At 53.5% G+C, this 16,272-nt stretch carries 17 protein-coding genes; 12 read left to right on the forward strand and 5 right to left on the reverse strand.

The window, feature by feature from the left end:
- The first annotated feature begins 591 nt into the window (after positions 1 to 591).
- Positions 592 to 2,091 carry an IS21 family transposase gene (gene istA, locus ACZRMS_RS24175; RefSeq protein WP_102619021.1) on the forward strand — a complete coding sequence of 500 codons (1,500 nt, stop codon included), beginning with the start codon at positions 592 to 594 and terminating at the stop codon, positions 2,089 to 2,091.
- Entirely contained in the window at positions 2,084 to 2,887 is an 804-nt protein-coding gene (gene istB, locus ACZRMS_RS24180) for an IS21-like element ISPsy20 family helper ATPase IstB (protein ID WP_029241171.1), read from the forward strand. The genes istA and istB overlap by 8 nt, the downstream gene beginning before the upstream one ends.
- Before the next feature lie 192 nt (positions 2,888 to 3,079).
- Here istB and ACZRMS_RS24185 read toward each other — a convergent pair whose 3' ends face one another.
- The 5 genes from ACZRMS_RS24185 to ACZRMS_RS24205 form a co-directional block, all read right to left on the reverse strand.
- Positions 3,080 to 3,631: a helix-turn-helix domain-containing protein gene (locus ACZRMS_RS24185; RefSeq protein ID WP_032901689.1), complete on the reverse strand. Its 552-nt coding sequence runs from the start codon at positions 3,629 to 3,631 to the stop codon at positions 3,080 to 3,082.
- Positions 3,632 to 4,145: 514 nt separating this feature from the next.
- Complete coding sequence (locus ACZRMS_RS24190) at positions 4,146 to 4,769, reverse strand: recombinase family protein (protein ID WP_048377566.1); 624 nt, start codon at positions 4,767 to 4,769, stop codon at positions 4,146 to 4,148.
- A 223-nt stretch (positions 4,770 to 4,992) separates the two neighbouring features.
- Positions 4,993 to 5,343 (reverse strand): TrfB-related DNA-binding protein, encoded by a 351-nt coding sequence (locus ACZRMS_RS24195; RefSeq protein WP_048377565.1) that lies wholly within the window; start codon positions 5,341 to 5,343, stop codon positions 4,993 to 4,995.
- On the reverse strand, positions 5,340 to 6,248 hold the full coding sequence (locus ACZRMS_RS24200) for a ParB/RepB/Spo0J family partition protein (protein WP_048377564.1): 909 nt from the start codon (positions 6,246 to 6,248) through the stop codon (positions 5,340 to 5,342). The genes ACZRMS_RS24195 and ACZRMS_RS24200 overlap by 4 nt, the downstream gene beginning before the upstream one ends.
- A gap of 10 nt (positions 6,249 to 6,258) precedes the next feature.
- The gene (locus ACZRMS_RS24205) at positions 6,259 to 7,026 is read right to left on the reverse strand and encodes a ParA family protein (RefSeq protein WP_048377563.1); all 768 of its coding nucleotides are present in this window, start codon (positions 7,024 to 7,026) and stop codon (positions 6,259 to 6,261) included.
- A 914-nt stretch (positions 7,027 to 7,940) separates the two neighbouring features.
- Between ACZRMS_RS24205 and ACZRMS_RS24210 the strand changes: the two genes are divergently transcribed.
- Genes ACZRMS_RS24210 through ACZRMS_RS24255 form a run of 10 tightly spaced genes read left to right on the forward strand, consistent with a single transcriptional unit; the run spans position 7,941 to position 16,270 of the window.
- Positions 7,941 to 8,411 carry a TrbC/VirB2 family protein gene (locus ACZRMS_RS24210; RefSeq protein ID WP_053070065.1) on the forward strand — a complete coding sequence of 157 codons (471 nt, stop codon included), beginning with the start codon at positions 7,941 to 7,943 and terminating at the stop codon, positions 8,409 to 8,411.
- A complete protein-coding gene (locus ACZRMS_RS24215) occupies positions 8,408 to 8,707 on the forward strand; it encodes a VirB3 family type IV secretion system protein (protein ID WP_463997391.1) in 300 nt (99 codons plus the stop codon). Before ACZRMS_RS24210 ends, ACZRMS_RS24215 begins: the two co-directional genes overlap by 4 nt.
- Positions 8,708 to 8,723: 16 nt before the next feature.
- Entirely contained in the window at positions 8,724 to 11,378 is a 2,655-nt protein-coding gene (locus ACZRMS_RS24220; RefSeq protein WP_238938553.1) for a VirB4 family type IV secretion/conjugal transfer ATPase, read from the forward strand.
- Complete coding sequence (locus tag ACZRMS_RS24225; protein ID WP_095003316.1) at positions 11,378 to 12,064, forward strand: TrbJ/VirB5 family protein; 687 nt, start codon at positions 11,378 to 11,380, stop codon at positions 12,062 to 12,064. The genes ACZRMS_RS24220 and ACZRMS_RS24225 overlap by 1 nt, the downstream gene beginning before the upstream one ends.
- 29 nt (positions 12,065 to 12,093) lie before the next feature.
- Positions 12,094 to 12,306, forward strand: a complete 213-nt coding sequence (locus ACZRMS_RS24230) for a hypothetical protein (protein ID WP_048377561.1) — start codon at positions 12,094 to 12,096, stop codon at positions 12,304 to 12,306.
- Complete coding sequence (locus ACZRMS_RS24235) at positions 12,299 to 12,688, forward strand: hypothetical protein (RefSeq protein ID WP_048377560.1); 390 nt, start codon at positions 12,299 to 12,301, stop codon at positions 12,686 to 12,688. The genes ACZRMS_RS24230 and ACZRMS_RS24235 overlap by 8 nt, the downstream gene beginning before the upstream one ends.
- Entirely contained in the window at positions 12,676 to 13,536 is an 861-nt protein-coding gene (locus ACZRMS_RS24240; RefSeq protein WP_048377559.1) for a TrbL/VirB6 family protein, read from the forward strand. The genes ACZRMS_RS24235 and ACZRMS_RS24240 overlap by 13 nt, the downstream gene beginning before the upstream one ends.
- The gene (locus tag ACZRMS_RS24245; RefSeq protein ID WP_048377558.1) at positions 13,536 to 14,201 is read left to right on the forward strand and encodes a VirB8 family type IV secretion system protein; all 666 of its coding nucleotides are present in this window, start codon (positions 13,536 to 13,538) and stop codon (positions 14,199 to 14,201) included. The genes ACZRMS_RS24240 and ACZRMS_RS24245 overlap by 1 nt, the downstream gene beginning before the upstream one ends.
- A gap of 27 nt (positions 14,202 to 14,228) precedes the next feature.
- On the forward strand, positions 14,229 to 15,008 hold the full coding sequence (locus ACZRMS_RS24250; RefSeq protein ID WP_053070063.1) for a TrbG/VirB9 family P-type conjugative transfer protein: 780 nt from the start codon (positions 14,229 to 14,231) through the stop codon (positions 15,006 to 15,008).
- Between the two features lie 2 nt (positions 15,009 to 15,010).
- Positions 15,011 to 16,270, forward strand: coding sequence for a TrbI/VirB10 family protein (locus ACZRMS_RS24255; protein WP_048377557.1), 1,260 nt, complete (start codon positions 15,011 to 15,013; stop codon positions 16,268 to 16,270).
- Positions 16,271 to 16,272 lie beyond the last annotated feature (2 nt).

Below are 16,272 nucleotides of genomic sequence, written 5' to 3' on the forward strand. Positions count from 1 at the left end.
TTCCCATTCGTATCCGTAGCAGAGATCAATCGCTGCTGGACTGGAAATATTTGTTCAACGGTTGTGACAGGCAGGTTCGAGCGCAAGATGAGTCTCCATAAGCAATAATGGCATTATGCCATAAGGCGTGACTAACGGGTCATGCGAAATAAAGGGAAATCACAGAGCACTGAGATGTTGGTACGCTAAGCCATGGTTCTCAGCTGCAACCATTATCTGACACTGGTGACTTCGGTTGAAGTCCCCCCTGCCAGTGCGAATAAGGGGTCATGCCGAGATAAGGCAAAAAATAGGGCATTTACAATGCAAGTAATTGATTTATAAGGGATCGTGTAACTTATAAGTTTTCCTGAAGGCTGGCCAAGATCTCGGCTAATCCGACCCTACAGTTGGCGTTGCCTCTGGAGTTTTCAATTTTGACCAGTAATTACCGAGCAAAATGAGTGAATTTCCCTTTATCTCGGCATTACCCCTACTGTTGCCGCTGACCGAAAACTGACCCAGTAGAGGCTCTTCTGCCGACTGAAAACTGACCCAGGTGTTCAACTGCTTCTGCTCACTTTTCGAGCAGGAGAACACAGGGTGATCAGCATGGAAATGTTGGGAAAAATCCGGCGGATGTACTTCCGCGACAAGCTCTCGCTGCATCAGATAGCCAAGCGTACCGGGCTGTCGAGAAACACCATCCGAAAATGGGTCAGAGCGCCCGAAGCCATTCAGCCAGCGTACCAACGGTGCGCAACCTTCAATAAGCTCAGCCCTTTTCACGAGACCCTGGAGCAGGCGCTCAAGGCCGATTCGTTCCGGCCAAAACACAACCGCAGGAGCGCCAAAGCACTTTTTGAGCAGATCAAAGCCGAGGGTTATGACGGCGGTTACAGCCAGCTCACGGCGTTTGTGCGCTCTTGGCGAGGCGAGCAAGGCAAGTCTTTACGCGCTTTTGTACCGCTGACGTTTGCGCTCGGTGAGGCCTTTCAATTTGACTGGAGCGAAGAAGGTCTGCTGATCGGTGGTCTTTTTCGACGTATCCAGGTCTCCCACATGAAGCTGTGTGCCAGCCGCGCATTCTGGTTAGTTGCGTACCCCAGCCAAGGCCACGAGATGCTGTTTGATGCCCACACCCGTTCGTTTGGAGCGTTGGGTGGTGTGCCGCGTCGCGGCATCTACGACAACATGAAAACGGCTGTCGACAAGGTCAACAAAGGCAAAGGGCGCACGGTCAACGCCCGGTTTTCCGTGATGTGCGCGCACTATCTGTTCGATCCGGACTTCTGCAACGTGGCCTCTGGCTGGGAAAAAGGCATCGTCGAAAAGAACGTTCAGGACAGCCGGAGGCGAATCTGGCTCGATGCTCAAAACTGTATGTTTCACACCTTCGAGGAACTGAATGTCTGGCTCGGCCAACGTTGTCGGTCGCTCTGGAGCGAACTGGTGCATCCGCAGTACAACGGGCTGACGGTGGCCGAGGTCTTAGAGCTGGAGCAGGTCGAAATGATGCCAATGCCGACGGCATTTGATGGCTACGTCGAGCGTACCGTGCGGGTCTCCAGCACCTGCCTGATCAGCGTGGCGCGAAATCGCTATTCAGTGCCATGTGAGCGCGTCGGCCAGTGGGTCAGTAGCCGTTTGTACCCTTCGCGGATCGTGGTCATTGCTGACGAAACGGTGATCGCCAGTCACGAGCGCCTCTTTGATCGAGATCAGGTCAGTTTTGACTGGCAGCACTACATCCCACTCATCGAACGCAAGCCTGGTGCATTGCGCAACGGTGCGCCATTTGCTGATCTGCCAAAACCGTTACGGCTTCTCAAACGAGGACTGAGGCGTCACACCAACGGTGATCGAATCATGATGCAGGTACTGGCTGCTGTGCCAATTGCGGGGCTCGAACCTGTGCTGGTGGCGGTGGAGCTGGTACTTGAATCGGGAAGTCTGAGCGCCGATCACATCCTCAATGTCCTTGCCCGCCTGACCTCCACCGCACTACCTCCCAGTGTAGAAACCAGCCTGCAACTCAAGGTCGCGCCTGTTGCCAATACAGCACGCTACGACCGGCTCCGTGCGACCGATGAGGAGAATCGCAATGCGTGACCTAATGACTGAACTCAAAGAACTTCGCCTGCACGGCATGGCCAGTGCTTGGGAAGAACTGGTCTCTCAAGGAACAGCGTCGACGGCTTCATCGAAATGGCTGCTGGAACATCTGCTTCAGCAGGAACATGCGGATCGCGCGGTGCGCTCGGTGAATCATCAGATGAACATGGCAAAACTCCCCATGCACCGTGACTTAGCTGGCTTTGACTTCAGCGCTTCCAGCGCTGATGCCCGGCTGGTCAGCGATCTATCCAGCTTAGCGTTCACTGAAACGGCGCAGAATGTCGTGTTCATTGGCGGCCCTGGAACCGGGAAAACACACCTGGCCAGTGCCTTGGCTGTATCCGGAATCACGGCCCACAACAAACGCGTGCGCTTCTTTTCCACGGTGGATCTGGTGAATCTGCTGGAGCGTGAGAAGTACGATGGCAAGGCAGGGCGAATCGCCCAGGGACTGCTTCGCACAGACCTGGTGATACTGGATGAGCTGGGATATTTGCCCTTTAGCCAAAGCGGCGGTGCCCTGTTATTTCACCTGCTGTCCAAACTGTACGAACACACCAGCGTGGTCATCACCACCAACCTAAGCTTCTCGGAATGGTCGAGTGTGTTTGGCGACGCCAAGATGACCACCGCGTTGTTGGATCGGCTGACACATCACTGCCACATCGTCGAAACGGGCAACGAGTCCTACCGCCTACAACACAGCACCTTGGCCGCCCAGACAAAGATCAAGTCACGGGAACGAAAGCGCAAGGACGGAGATGATGTCGAGGACGATGAGCCATTTTGATCCGCACCATAAATACCCTGCTGCATGCCTACATGCGGTGGGGGTTGATGCGTCTTGAATCGGCCCACTGCTGCTAAGCTTATCCACAATTGCTGGGACAGAAATCAGCAATCCGTCCTGGGTCAATTTTCAATCGGCAGGGTGGGTCAGTTTTCAATCAGCGCCAACAGCCGTGCTGCGGGTTTCGTCGTTTCAGGCTTCTGAATTGTCGGAGATCGACGGCAAGTCTGGCAGCATGCTTTCGAACGTTTCTTGAACTGGCGGGGCCAGACCATCACCAGCTGGCAACTGCAAATCACCTGGTGCCATGACCGGTGCTTTCAACAGTTTGCCGCTGCCCAGGTCACTTTGATCTTCGGACGACACAAGCACACGCGCATTGAACCGTGCGAAGCGGATATTTTCGCGGCTATCCGCCCAAGCGATCCTGCTGTTCACCACGTAGGCCAGCGCTCCGCCTCGATCACTCCCCAGCCGGATTGTCTGAATCCAAGCCTGCTCGATCAGTACCGACAACGCTCGCTTTGTCGTTGCTGTAGAAGTTTCCATCAGCTTGGCCAAAGTAGCTTGGCTGGCAATCAGGGCACCGCTCTTATCCATGTTGGCCACGAGTATGTGCAGCAGCTGGGCCGCACGTGGAGCGTGCGCAATCAGTTGCGCCCATGCTTCGTGTCCAGCACGCTCTGTCTGAACCCAAGTCCCGCGTGGCGCGGGTTGGTGTAGATTGCGGATTTCCTCAGACATCGACCCTCCTGTCAGATCGTCCAAAAGTGATGTTTGCTATCTCTCAAACTTGTCAGATAGCGAGCAAGAATGAGCGAAGGGTAGCTCACGCTGTGCTCTATTGGTAGATCAAATTTGTTCGCTATCTGACAGACTTGTCGGATATCGCGCAAAAAATGAGCTAGGGGTAGCTCATGTTGTGAGCTACGGGTAGCTCAAGGATGTTTGCTATCGAACACCGATGAGCGAGGGGTAGCTCATAACGTGAGCTAGGTTAGATCACGGTCTATGAGCGAGGTTGGTTCACAGATGATGACCGAAGGTTCGCTCATAGGCTGAGCTATCTACTGCTCTGGAGGCCCCGTAAATCAAGGGGTCAGAAGTCCTGCCTCTTATGATCTCTAACTGTCGTCCTCTGCCACGCTGTTAACCTTGGGGTTGATAAGTCAAAGTCGCCTGCCGGCGGCGGCCACTCGTAAGCGCCTGACAGACTACGGCTTCGCCTCCGCTAGTCAGTCACTTCCGACCGGCTCAATTAACTGAGCTGTTGAACCTGGTCACGGATTTTGAGAACGGTCGTGGTTGAACAACCAGCGTGACGGGCAGTTGCTCTAATCCCCAAATTTGCAGCAAGCAGTTCACGTACACGCTTGTGCAGATCGGAATCAATGGGGCGGCCCTTATACGCCCCGGAGCTTTTGGCTTTGGCGATTCCCTGGGCTTGCCGTTCGCGGCGTTGTTGATAGTCCTTACGAGCAATAGCCGCCATCATTTCGATCATCATGTTATTGATTGCTCCAAGCATGCGACTGGTGAACTCGTCGCCTTGGGTGACTCTTAACGCCAGGTGACTGGTGGGCAGATCCAGCGCGACGATGCGAAGTCCTTTTGAGTCGATGGTCGTTTTGAGCATCCGCCAATCAGAATCTTCCATCCGTGACAGCCGGTCGATGCTTTCAACCAGGAGCACGTCGCCTTTGCGCGCATCCTTGAGCAAGCGAAGAAGTTCTGGCCTGTTCGCTTCGGTGCCGCTGGCATTTTCTGTGTATGTACTGGCAACAACCTGGCCATGGTCAGCTGCAAATTGTTCCAACGCGTCATTGGCTCGGTTAGCGTCCTGCTCGATGGTCGATGCTCGCAGGTAAGAACGGATGAACATGACGGGCTCTACTCCTTCGTATCATTTTGAGTGTTCATTTAAGAGTGTATCAAATTGAACGTATCACTAATCTAAGTAAAGCCCTGCCCGGTTTGCCTCTGACTGTCTCAATTCATGTATGCCCTAAAGAAACAGTCCCACAGTCAATGCTCAAGCTTCTGTGCTGCCATCCCCGATAGCGGTTTCAGCAGTTTTGAGATTGCTCGATAGTCGCTTTACCGAATCATGCGTCCTTGTCCTTCTTTGTTGTGGATTTACTCTGCCAATACCTCAATCGCTCCGTGTCGGCCTCTTTGACGAAACGATTGATCATTTCCTCGGGGGCGCAGATCTGCGCATAGCTCCAGCCTTCGGGAGCCTGGAGTAGATAGGCTGAGTAGATTTTGTCCCTTATGGCTAAAGCGCGCTGTTTCGTCAGTCCGTGAGCATTGGCCACTGCTACAAGCTTTTTGCCCTCAACGAGGATTTCAAAAGCCACGTCAAGGCTGCGGCTATGCATCTTTGAGTTACTGCGGATACGCTCGAAGTCTTCGGGTGGTATTCGTAGATCCTGGTCAGTGAGGCGGGTAGTCATTCTGCAGGCTTCCACTGGTCGGCGATTTGTTGCCGTGCTTTCTCCAGTTCCTCAGAGAGATACACCTTTTCAGACTTCAAGGTATTTACCTGCTCAGTCAGGAGGGCAACCTGTTCTTTCAACAAATCGAGTTCTGTCGCTTTGCCTGGTGTCTTGGGTTTGGCTTTGCCCCCGCCTATCCTGAGCGCCTTGGTTGTTTTGAGTTCCGTGCGTACTTCGTTGCGAACGTTCAGGTCAGGATCAGCTTCGGCACGCTGTACCACATTGGCGGCTGCAGCGGGGTCGAGACGTTCAAGGCGCGCTAGGTCGTTTACCACTGATACGTCAGCGGTTATTCCGTTCTGTACTGCTGTGCTGGTAGCTCCCCCGGCTTCGATGGCATCCAGATAGGACAAGCGTTCAGCCACCCAACTGATGCTCTTTTTCCATTCGGCAGCAACTGCCTGCAGGGTGCCTAATTCTTCCTTGTCGGCTTTCAGGGACAGGGCTATTTCGATTTGCAGAAGTCCTTCGCGTTGGACATTCTCAGAACGTTGAATCCGTTTGGCCTGGGCGTCTGTGAGGTCGCGCACTACTGCTTCAAGCAAAAGGCCTTTGAGTGCGCAAGACCGCAACCGTCGCTCACCCGCGACCATTAGGTATTTGAACCCGCTTCCAGGGTTTGGGTGGGGCCGTAGGACGGCAGCCTCTGCCTGTCCGTTCTGTTCAATGTCGTCGCCCAGTTCAATCAGAGATTCTTGTGTGAAGCCTGGGTTGTCCTTGCCTCGGATTTGCGGCTTGCACTCAACCTCGTCGGGGTTGACCTTGATGATGCGTTCACCTTCCAGAACTGCCGTTTTTTGCTTCTGAAAGTCAGAAAGCTTTTTGACTGCACCCCCGAATGCGTTGGGTTTCTTCGTTGTCATGACATGGCCCTCATTCAGCCCAAACTTTATCGAGAACGGCCTTACAAGCCCGTTTCATTTCCCGGCCCGCTTCACGCTGACTGCCGCTGCGGGCCTTCCACCAGACCGGATTACCAGCGGCCAGCGATTTGTTGATACAAGGCCGGTAGATGATCTGCTCCGCGAACATGGCATCACCGTAGCTCTCGCGAAGTCCGGGGAGGGCGTCTATTTCCTCGGGCGAACGGCTGTTCACCAAGTTCGGCAAATAGCCCAAAAAGCGCAGATCAGGGTTGTACCTGTCTTGCACAGTTTCGATGGTGTTCATCAATTTTGGGAGTCGAGCAAGGGTAAAGGCGCTGATATTGAACGGGGCCACCACGGCATGGGAGGCCGTCAGGGCCGCAACCATGCGACGTTGCAAGTTCGGTGGGGTGTCGATCATGCAGAGATCAAAATCGTCAGAAAATCGTTCCAGTGCAGGCCGTAGAGCGTGGATTACGTCTAGATCCATATCGTCCACGTCGAGCAGTGCTACGTCAGCTTCGATCAACCAGATGTTGGGACCGACCTGGCGTGGCTGACGCCCTTCATGCTCGCCATTGAACAACTGGCTGGACATTAGATAAGGCGTATTATCGCCATCCTCTGTTTGGGGAAAAAACTGCGATAGGTCGCCTTCATCAAGGTCTACGACCAGGACACGCTTACCATCCTCTGCCGCGCATGCTGCCAGGTGAATCTCTAGGGTGGTCTTCCCTACGCCGCCCTTTTGATTCGCTACAGTTGTGATCTTCATCATGATCTCCGACTTGTCCGATAGTGGACCGTGATTCAAGTTTGCATATGGTAAACCCTTTGGTCAACCCCAAAATAGGGTTTACTTTGTATTTTTCTCGCATGCGATAAATACACGACACCGCGTCGCGTTCTCGCACGCGAGAATTCATTTCACGGCTGCTCGACTTCGCGACCTTTGCCCCTCCTCACGTCGAACATTCGTTCAACTCAGCTCAATACCGGTCATCAGCTTTTTTTCAAATAGTTGAGAAAAATCCCATCCCTGCTGTCACACCCGCGTGGAAGGCTATGCCCTCTTGCCTTACCTCATACACGACATGAAGCCGCCAGGCCTCAAGGGATAGATCGTGAAACGCCTTATGTCTCAATCACTTATCGCTACCCATCAGTACGCAGGTTTATTCCTGGGGCATTCGTTCGTCCCCATCCTTTTCGGAATCCAAAAAACGCAACATGAAATGTTGATTTCATAAAATGAAAAGAATATATTGAGTAACGAAATGCATAAAACGTTAAACAAAACGCTAAAGAGGAAGAAAATGCGAGGTGGGATCTAGAAGAAAAATGTCAGGGGCTACAGTATCCCCTCTGTTTTTAGCGCTGAGCTATTCAGAGGACATGATGCAATCCCTAGATAAAAAAGACCTGGTGGTTTTCACCAACGCCCAACCGGATTACCGAGTTCATCTACAAGAGCGGTACTTGGATAATGTTCGGAAGTGGGAACTCATCATCGAAAGTCCGTCAACAGGGCAAGTGTTTTCGGTTGTTACAGCGTTAGGGAAGACCAGACTTTTTAAAAATGCCGATACTGCTATCGACTTTATAAAAGAGACCTGTCCTAACAATCCGCACAAAGCAATAACCATAACGTACGGGGATTCCCCGTCATGACTATGAAGAGGCAACGGTATGCAACTCGAAACAGGAAAATCGAATTTCCGTAAGTCAGAAACCATTAACAAACAATCCTGGGTAACCAAGCTTCAACAAAGCAACACGGTAACAACCCTTCGCAATATCGTCACCCCGAAACACGGAATGAACCATGCGGCCCTGATGCGCAAAGACTGGACTGCCAAGGCAGAAAAGATCGTCGTCATCGGGTCGCTGTTCTCCCTGAGCCTTCTCCCTGAATTTGCCAACGCGGCGATGGACTTCAGTTCGGTCAAGAACCTGCTGAAAGACATTGTTAGCTTCCTCATCTTCGATATCGGTTACTACCTGGGCATCCTGGCCATTGTGGTGCAGGGCTTCCGGGCTAAGTCGGGCCGTGTCGAGTGGTCCACCTTCGGTTGGACTGTCGCCGGTGTGTTCCTGGTGTTCTTCGCACCGAACATCGTCGCCGAGATCAAATCCGGCGCTGCAACCTCACTGCAATGAGTGCGGTCGAGCACGCACCCGATGAGGGTGAGGTGCTTGTCTTAGCGATGGCTCGACCATCTATGGTCGGCGCCTTCACGCTATCGAGCATTCTTATCAGCATCTTTGGACCGCTAATAACAGCATTGGTAATTCGCTCGTTATGGCCGGTTGGGGCAATACCACTTCTGTTTGGAATTTCGTATTACATTTGCAGCAAAGACGTTTATTTATTTGGTGTCTTGCAATCTGCATTTCGTTTACGGGCCTCTCGGAATATGAACTTGTGGGGGTATCGGAGTTATGCGCCTCGTTGATAAAGCGCTTAGGAAATTGACGCGCAATCTTGACTTGTCGCTAGGCGTTCAACAGCCAGCAGGATCCGAAGAGGATCTGCTGGAGTTGGAAGTCAGCGCAATGGTGCCGTATGACTATCACTACGATGATCAGACGGTAATGACCAAAGAAAGCGCGTTAGTCCAAGTTATCAAAATTGATGGCTTGCTCTTTGATTCGCTGACCGAAGAACAGGTTAAACAGTTTGAAGTTCGCCGTAACACGCTGCTACGTACCGTCGCATTCAGTAACTTGGGCCTGTACGTGCATACCATCCGCCGTAAGGTCTTTGATTTCCCTGAAGGCGAGGGCGGCACCTGGTTCTCCAAGCAACTCAACGCTGCTTGGCGTGGCCGTTATCAACACAAAGGGTTCTACGTCAACGAGATCTATATCTCGCTGGTACGCAACCGTTTCCGGTCTGGTGTACCAGGGCTGATGGATCGAGGCATTGCGCTGATTACAGGGACCAGCCCGACTAAGCAGGATGCTGAATCCTATGACGACATGGCTGAGGATCTGTACAAGGCTGCGAATCTGCTGCTGGGTGGACTGTCCGAGTACGGTGCGACTCGCCTGAAAGTGCAGCGGCACCCTAAAACCGATTCAAAGATGATCGACCGTGACCGGGCTTATGACGCGGTGCGTCGTTTCCGTTGGAGCTGGGCGGATTTCAAAGAGCACAACGGCGATCACCAGCAATACCCTTCTGAGGTCGTGTATGACTTCCTGGGAGAGGAATTCTCCGAACTCAGTACGTTCTTCAACTACCTGATCAACCTTGAGGATCGCAAGATCCCCCTGAGCGATCAGAAGCTCTGCGAAATGTTGCCATACGCTCGCCTTAACTTTCGTGTGTTGGCAACCATGTGCGAAGTACGTGGCAGCACCAGTTCGCGTATCGGCGCGATGTTGAGCATGGCTGAATGGCCGCGCAGAACTCCATCGCGGATGATGAACAAGTTCCTGCAGCAGCCGGTGGAATACATCATCACGCAATCGTTCTTCTTCTCTAACCGAATCGAAGCTGAATCGGCGATGACGCAAGAACAACGGCGCCTGACTGTCTCGGACACTCACGGCATCGCCGACGATGACAGCAAGGAACTGACTGAGGGGATTCGGGCGTTGCGCCGTGGTGATGCTGTCAACGGTCTGCACCACCTGACCATCTTTGTGCATGTGCCGTCGTTGCCTATGGACTCGGAAGCGAACCGTAAGCAGAACGCTAGCGAACTCGATAAAGCCGTGGGCCTGGTGGAAAACTGCTTTGTTGACCTGAACGTCAAATCGGTACGCGAGTGGATGGGCCTGGAAACCTTCTACTGGTCGCAGCTGCCAGGCCAAGCACAGAACCTGATTGGTCGTCGCGGCAAGATCAAATCGACCAACTTCGCGGGGTTTGCTTCGTTGCACAACTTCGCCAAGGGGCGTCGGGATGGCAACTTGTGGGGGCCAGCCATTACCGCTTTTGAAACTGAGAGCGGGACTTCCTACAACTTCAACTTCCATCGCGAACTGGAAGGGATGGTTGCAGGGCACACGGCAATTGCCGCTGATACGGGTTCGGGTAAGACCACCGTTATTTCTCTGATGGTCAGTGAGGCCGACAAAGCCGAGCCACGAGTATTCTGGTTCGATAACCGCTACGGCGCAAAGGTGTTCATGAAAGCTATGGGCGGTGTGCATACCACGCTTTCCCCTCATAGCGGCATGAACTGGAACCCCTTCAAGCTGCCCGATACGGCTGAAAACCGTGCGTTTCTGGTGGATCTGCAAGTGCTGATGCGTCAGTGCTACGCATCAACCCCTACGTCTGCTGATGACATCAAGCGTTTCAAGGCTCTGGTGGACGAAAACTACAGCCTGCCGTTCGAGGATCGCCGGTTCCGCAATGTCGTGTGGACGTATGGCCAGGGCGAGCTGGCCGATGTTATGGCCATCTGGCACGGCGCCAAGGGTGTCACTGGCGCGAATGCCGGTGTCTTCGACAACGTGAATGACTCCATCGACCTGAGCACGTCGCGGCACTACTGCTTTGAAATGATGGAACTGCTCAAGGGCGGTGAGGCGCGGCCAGAACTTCCGGTCGTGTTGAGCTACCCACTGCATCGCATCGAGCAAGCAATGGATGGCACGCCTTTCATCCTGGTACTGGAGGAAGGGCAAAACCTGGTGAAGAACGAGTATTGGAAGAAGCGAATCGACAACTTCATCATGCAGATCCGTCGCAAAAACGGCCTGATTATCTTTGTCACGCCTGATGCCAAGTATTTCCGCAGTGAAACCGACTCAATCGACAAACAGAGTGCCACCAAGATCTATCTGTCGAACGACGCGGCCACTGATGAAGATCATCAAAACCTGACCGTCGCTGAACGTAAGTGGATCCGCGAAATCGGCCAGGGCTCTCGCAAGTTCCTTATCCGTCGCGGCAAAGAGTCGATCAAGGTTGTATTCGATCTGACCTCAGAGGATCCGAAGGCCGATCTGTCCGACTTCATCCCCGTGCTGTCCTCGAACGATGTTGGTGTGGCTCTGATGGAGTCGATTATCAAGCGCCTGGGCACTGACGATCCAGAGCAATGGGTTCCGGTCTTCATGGCCGAAGCCAAAGCCAAAAACACTCACAACTTGAAGGCGGTCAAATGATGACGACTATCAAAAAGCTGTGCCTCGCTACGGCGGTGGTTATGGCTATCAGCGGCCAAGCACACGCAACGGGTGTTCCAACTGGTGACGCTGGCACCTGGGCTGCGTTGGCCCAGCAATACCTCGTGTTGAAAGATCAATTTGACACGTTGAAACACTCCTACGAGACGCAAAGCCGAACCCTGGACAGCCTCAAAGGCTCGTACGGTCGCGGCGCTATCGGTCTGAATGACGCGATCAACTCGGCCTCGGTCGTGCCAGGTTCATGGCAGGAAGTCGTTTCCCGTCAAAGCTCGGGCGCTTATGGCAGCAAGCAGTCGTATTACGAACAACTGATCAACACGTTGCCGCAGGAACTGTTCAACAACCCGCAGGGCCAACGGGCTCAGAATTATCAGCTCAGTTCTGACTCTGTTCGCGCTGCAATGTCTGGTGGTGACGCGCTGTACAGCGAGGTGCAAGTCCACCTGAACAACTTGGCCACGCTCTCGGCGCAAGTCGATCACACCGCCAATGCCAAAGACGCCGCAGACCTGCAAAACCGTATTGCCGCTGAAAACGGCATGTTGTCCTCGGCTCAATCGAAGCTGTCAGCGTTGAACATGAACCTGCAAGCGAACTTGAACAACGCTGAGAACCAGGCTACGTCGGACAACGAAAAATTCTTCAAGTGGAAAGATCAGTAATTCTCGCGTGCGAGAAAAGGAGTAACCGCATGAAAGCAATCGTCTTCATCTTCAAAGGCGTCACCCTCCCGATCTGGCTCCCGCTGTGGGTGGTGTTCAAGCTCTGGAAAGTGGTGCTGCTGGCCGTGGTGGTCAGTGCGGCCTCGGGCTGTGTCACCAACACCGGCAAGATTGATAAGTCGCCTTGCGCTTGCCAGTTCACCCCGTTTGTCACAGCAGACCAGGAGCGCAGCAATGCTTAAATTCAAACTACATCACGTCCTTTCGGTAGTCGTTGCCGTGGTCGTTGTCGGTAGCGTGGTTTACATCAATACCGCTTCGTACTTCTCGACGGAACCTGCTGAACCAGGCAATCCAACAGCACCGATCAGCGTCGGGAAAAACCCTCTGTTGAGCGCATCAAAACGCGACGTTGGCAACTGGTTCCCCGGCACTTGCTTTGCTGAGATCTACATGAAGTCGTCGTCGTACGGCGGTTCGCTGGTTCAAGGCTGCATCGAACAGACTTCCAGGGAGATCAAGGCACAAACCGGTGTGCAGTTGAGTGCCAGTGACTTCCGCGACCCCGAAGTGCTCTCCCACTTCCAGGGTGTGTACGGAGCATCGAACCCATGGCGCAGCTGACCCTTGAGGGCTTAATCGGTGCCACTGACGAATTGACTACCAGCTTCGTCGCCCAGGTGTTTCCTGACTTGGCGGAACTGGTTTCCCCAGCCGTGTACCTGATTGCCGTTGCTTACTGGGCAGTGCTCGGGTTCACGATCTACAACGGCCAAGCCATCAAGTATTGGGATCTGGCGCAAAGGATGTTCCTCACTGCCATGGTGTTCCTGACGCTGAATTGGTCTACGGGAGGGCTTGTGTTCTACCAGGCATGGGGCGGTTTCACAGAATCCATTGCCGCGAAAATCATGAGCGGGGGTGTCAATTCGACGTCGATGCTCGACGCCTTGTATGTGAATGTCGGGAAAGTAGCCAGCGTTCTGATGAACGTCAGTTGGCGGCAGTTTGCAATGATCATGATGGGCTACGGCTTATTCGTTATTAACTGCATTCTGTTCGTGGTCGCGATCTTGAACATGCTGATTGCTAAGTTTGGTGCAGCTATCAGCATGTCGATTCTGCCGATCTTGGTCGCGTTTTTCTTCTTTCCACAAACACGGGGTTGGGGAATGAATTGGCTAAGCAAGATGTTGAACTTCTCGCTTATCTACATTCTGTCCATCGCCATTATCCGATTCGGCTATTCTGTCTTCGGAGACGCCATTAACGAAGTTGCGCAAACCGCTACTATCAGTGACGCAGCCCTAATGACGGCTCAACAGTACGGCACATTATTGATCGTGGAAGGAGTCTTGATTATCTGCATGTTGCAAGTTCGCGGTTGGGCCGCTGCGTTGTCCTCTGGTGCAACTGTAGGGGGGTCGTCGCTGGTGATGATGGCTGTTAGAACTTTGGGAGTGAAAATGTAATGGACAAGACATTCAAGAATGATGAGGCCGTGCGCCGCAATTCATTGCGAGAGCAGCAGAAGGTCAAACAGGAACGCAATCGCTCCCTGTTCCTCAATGGTGCTCAGGCGATTTCCATTGTTGCTTTGGCTTGTGCGGTCTATGTCCTGTCGGATCTGCACACTGTAATTCCCGTGGTAGCCACCATCGGCGCAGACGGTGAAGTCCTGAAAATGCGCGTCATTGACAAGGAAAATGTGTCGGCAGAACAAGCCTTGATCGAGTCAGACCTGTACGCCTTCGTGAATGCGTGCAACACCTTTGATCCACGCAGAAGGCAGTCACTTTCTGACACCTGCCACCTGTACACAACGCCGGAGGTTGCGCGCCAGTACGAGCAGGAAATCAATCCAGATAATCCAAGAAACCCCTACGCATTGCTGGGTGAAAAGGAGTGGATTGAAGCCGAGGCGTACAGCATCAATAAAGTAGGTGACATTTATCAAATTTCATTCACGTCAAACTTTCATCAAGCAGGGAAAGCTGATCCCGTACCAACGAACTACACAGCGAATCTGAAAATAGCGAACACACTTGTACCGCGTCAGCTCGGTGATCGCTGGGTTAACCCGCTCGGTACTGTGATTACTCTTTATCGAAAAAGTGAAGAACTGAGCCGCCGGTAATTCACTCAATTCAAGGAAACTAAAATCATGAAGCAACATTGCATTTTGCCGACCGCTATCGCCCTGAGTTTGTGTTTTTTTGGTGGTTTTGCACACGCCGCTAAGTTGCCAACCCCGCTCTTGACCGATAAACGGGTTAAACAAGTTACTTATGACCCGAACCAAGTCTACGAACTGGTGGGCACTTATAACTATCAAACATCCCTCGAATTTGAAGCGGATGAAATGGTGAAAGTGGTTGCCTTGGGCGACACCATCGCCTGGCAAACCATCCCGTTCCGCAATCGTCTGTTCCTCAAGCCGGTCGAGGAAAACGCGGACACCAACCTGACCGTGATCACCAGCAAGCGTACTTACTATTTCCAGCTGGGTAGCTCCAAGAAAAACACCGGCCAGTCGTACCTGATTCGCTTCATTTACCCAAGCAGCCGCGTGTCCTCTTTCACTGAGGTCAAGAGCCATGAGCCCCCGCCTGTGGTCAGCACCGGCACGCCAGGCTCCCCGAACATCAACTACGGCTATGCAGGTGACAAGGACTCCATTGGTTTGCAGTCGGTCATGGATGATGGCCAGTTCACCAAGTTCCTGCTCAAGAAAGGGGCTGACATGCCGCAGTTCTACCGCGTGTTGCCCGATGGAACTGAGGCCATGGTCAACAAACGCCGTGAGGGTGATTACGTGGTCGTAGAGCGCCTGGACAGTATGTTTGTCCTGCGTGACGGCAACGCCCATGTCTGCGTGGAGAACCTGGCCAACCCATATAAGCGCACCGTTACTCGAGGCGCTCGTGATGGCGGAGGGGCTTAAGCATGAACAATGACGACAACAAACCCGTTCCGGAGAAAACTCGCGAGGACGAACTTCGTGAGTGGAACGAATCACAGTCGAACTCGATGCTCAAAGCGAAGCCCGGCTCAAACAAGGCTGCCGGTGTCGCTGTGGCGCTCACGGCGGTTGCGCTTTGTGGGTTTGTCTACTGGTTAAAACACAGTGATGAACCTGTAGCCGGGAACAGCGTTGGTAATGACGCGATCACCGCCGCACAGCCGCGCCGTGTGCAGGATCCAACCCTCAAGCGTCAAGCGGCGCAGGTCGCTCCTGTCAGCAATGACGGCAGCACTGCACCCGCTGACACGCCGCGCACTGTGGTAGACCGTCAAAATCAAACTGGTATGAGCGAAGCCGAGAAGCGTCGCCAGGCCATTGAGCTGCAGCGTGAGCTTGAAGAACAGAAGATGCAGGCCGCACGTCAACGCTCGGCCATCATCGCCACTGCGAAAGACGAGGGCTTCACGGATGAAGCTGAGGGTCAGAAGGGTGGGTCTGGATCCTTGGGCGTGGGGAGCGATAGAAACGCTCCTGTCCCGTCAAATGCCAATAGCGCTTACGCATCCTCGACGTTCACCGATGGGGTTACGGTATCCAAGGTACGCAAGATGGAAAACCTGGAGTACAAGGTTCTGCAGGGTGCTGTTATCGAGGCTGTGTTGCAGCCCCGCGCCCAAAGTCAGTTGCCGGGGCAGATCTGCGTAGACATTCAGCAGGACGTTTACGCGGCTGTCGGTCGTCGGGTTCTGATTCCGTGGGGCTCGACGGTTTGCGGCAGCTACAACGCCAGTCTTCGCCCTGGTCAAGAACGGTTGTTCACCATCTGGAATTGGTTACGTACGCCGAACCTGCCTGGACGCCCAGCAATGGAGATCGCGATCAATAGCGCGGGCTCTGACCAGTTGGGCACCGCTGGTCAAGGTGGCGTAGTCGATAACCATTGGGGGCAAATCTTCGGTGTTGCTGCAGCGGTTTCGATCATCGGCGCCGGTGCCTCGAATACCGGAGTGTCGTCCGGCGATCAGGAAAACTCGGCGTCACGCTATCGCACGGAAGTACAGGAAGCCGCGTCTGAGTCGGCCCAAACGATCCTGGGTCGCTACGCCAGTATCCAACCAACTTTGACCGTGCCCCATGGCTCGCGTGTGGTGATCTACCTGCAGCGCGATTTGGATTTCACCTCGCAATTCGAGGCCGAGATCGAGCACGCCAAGAGTGGCGGCGTCACCTTCATCCAGTGAGG

It is taken from the genome of Pseudomonas sp. B424 (assembly GCF_055408345.1).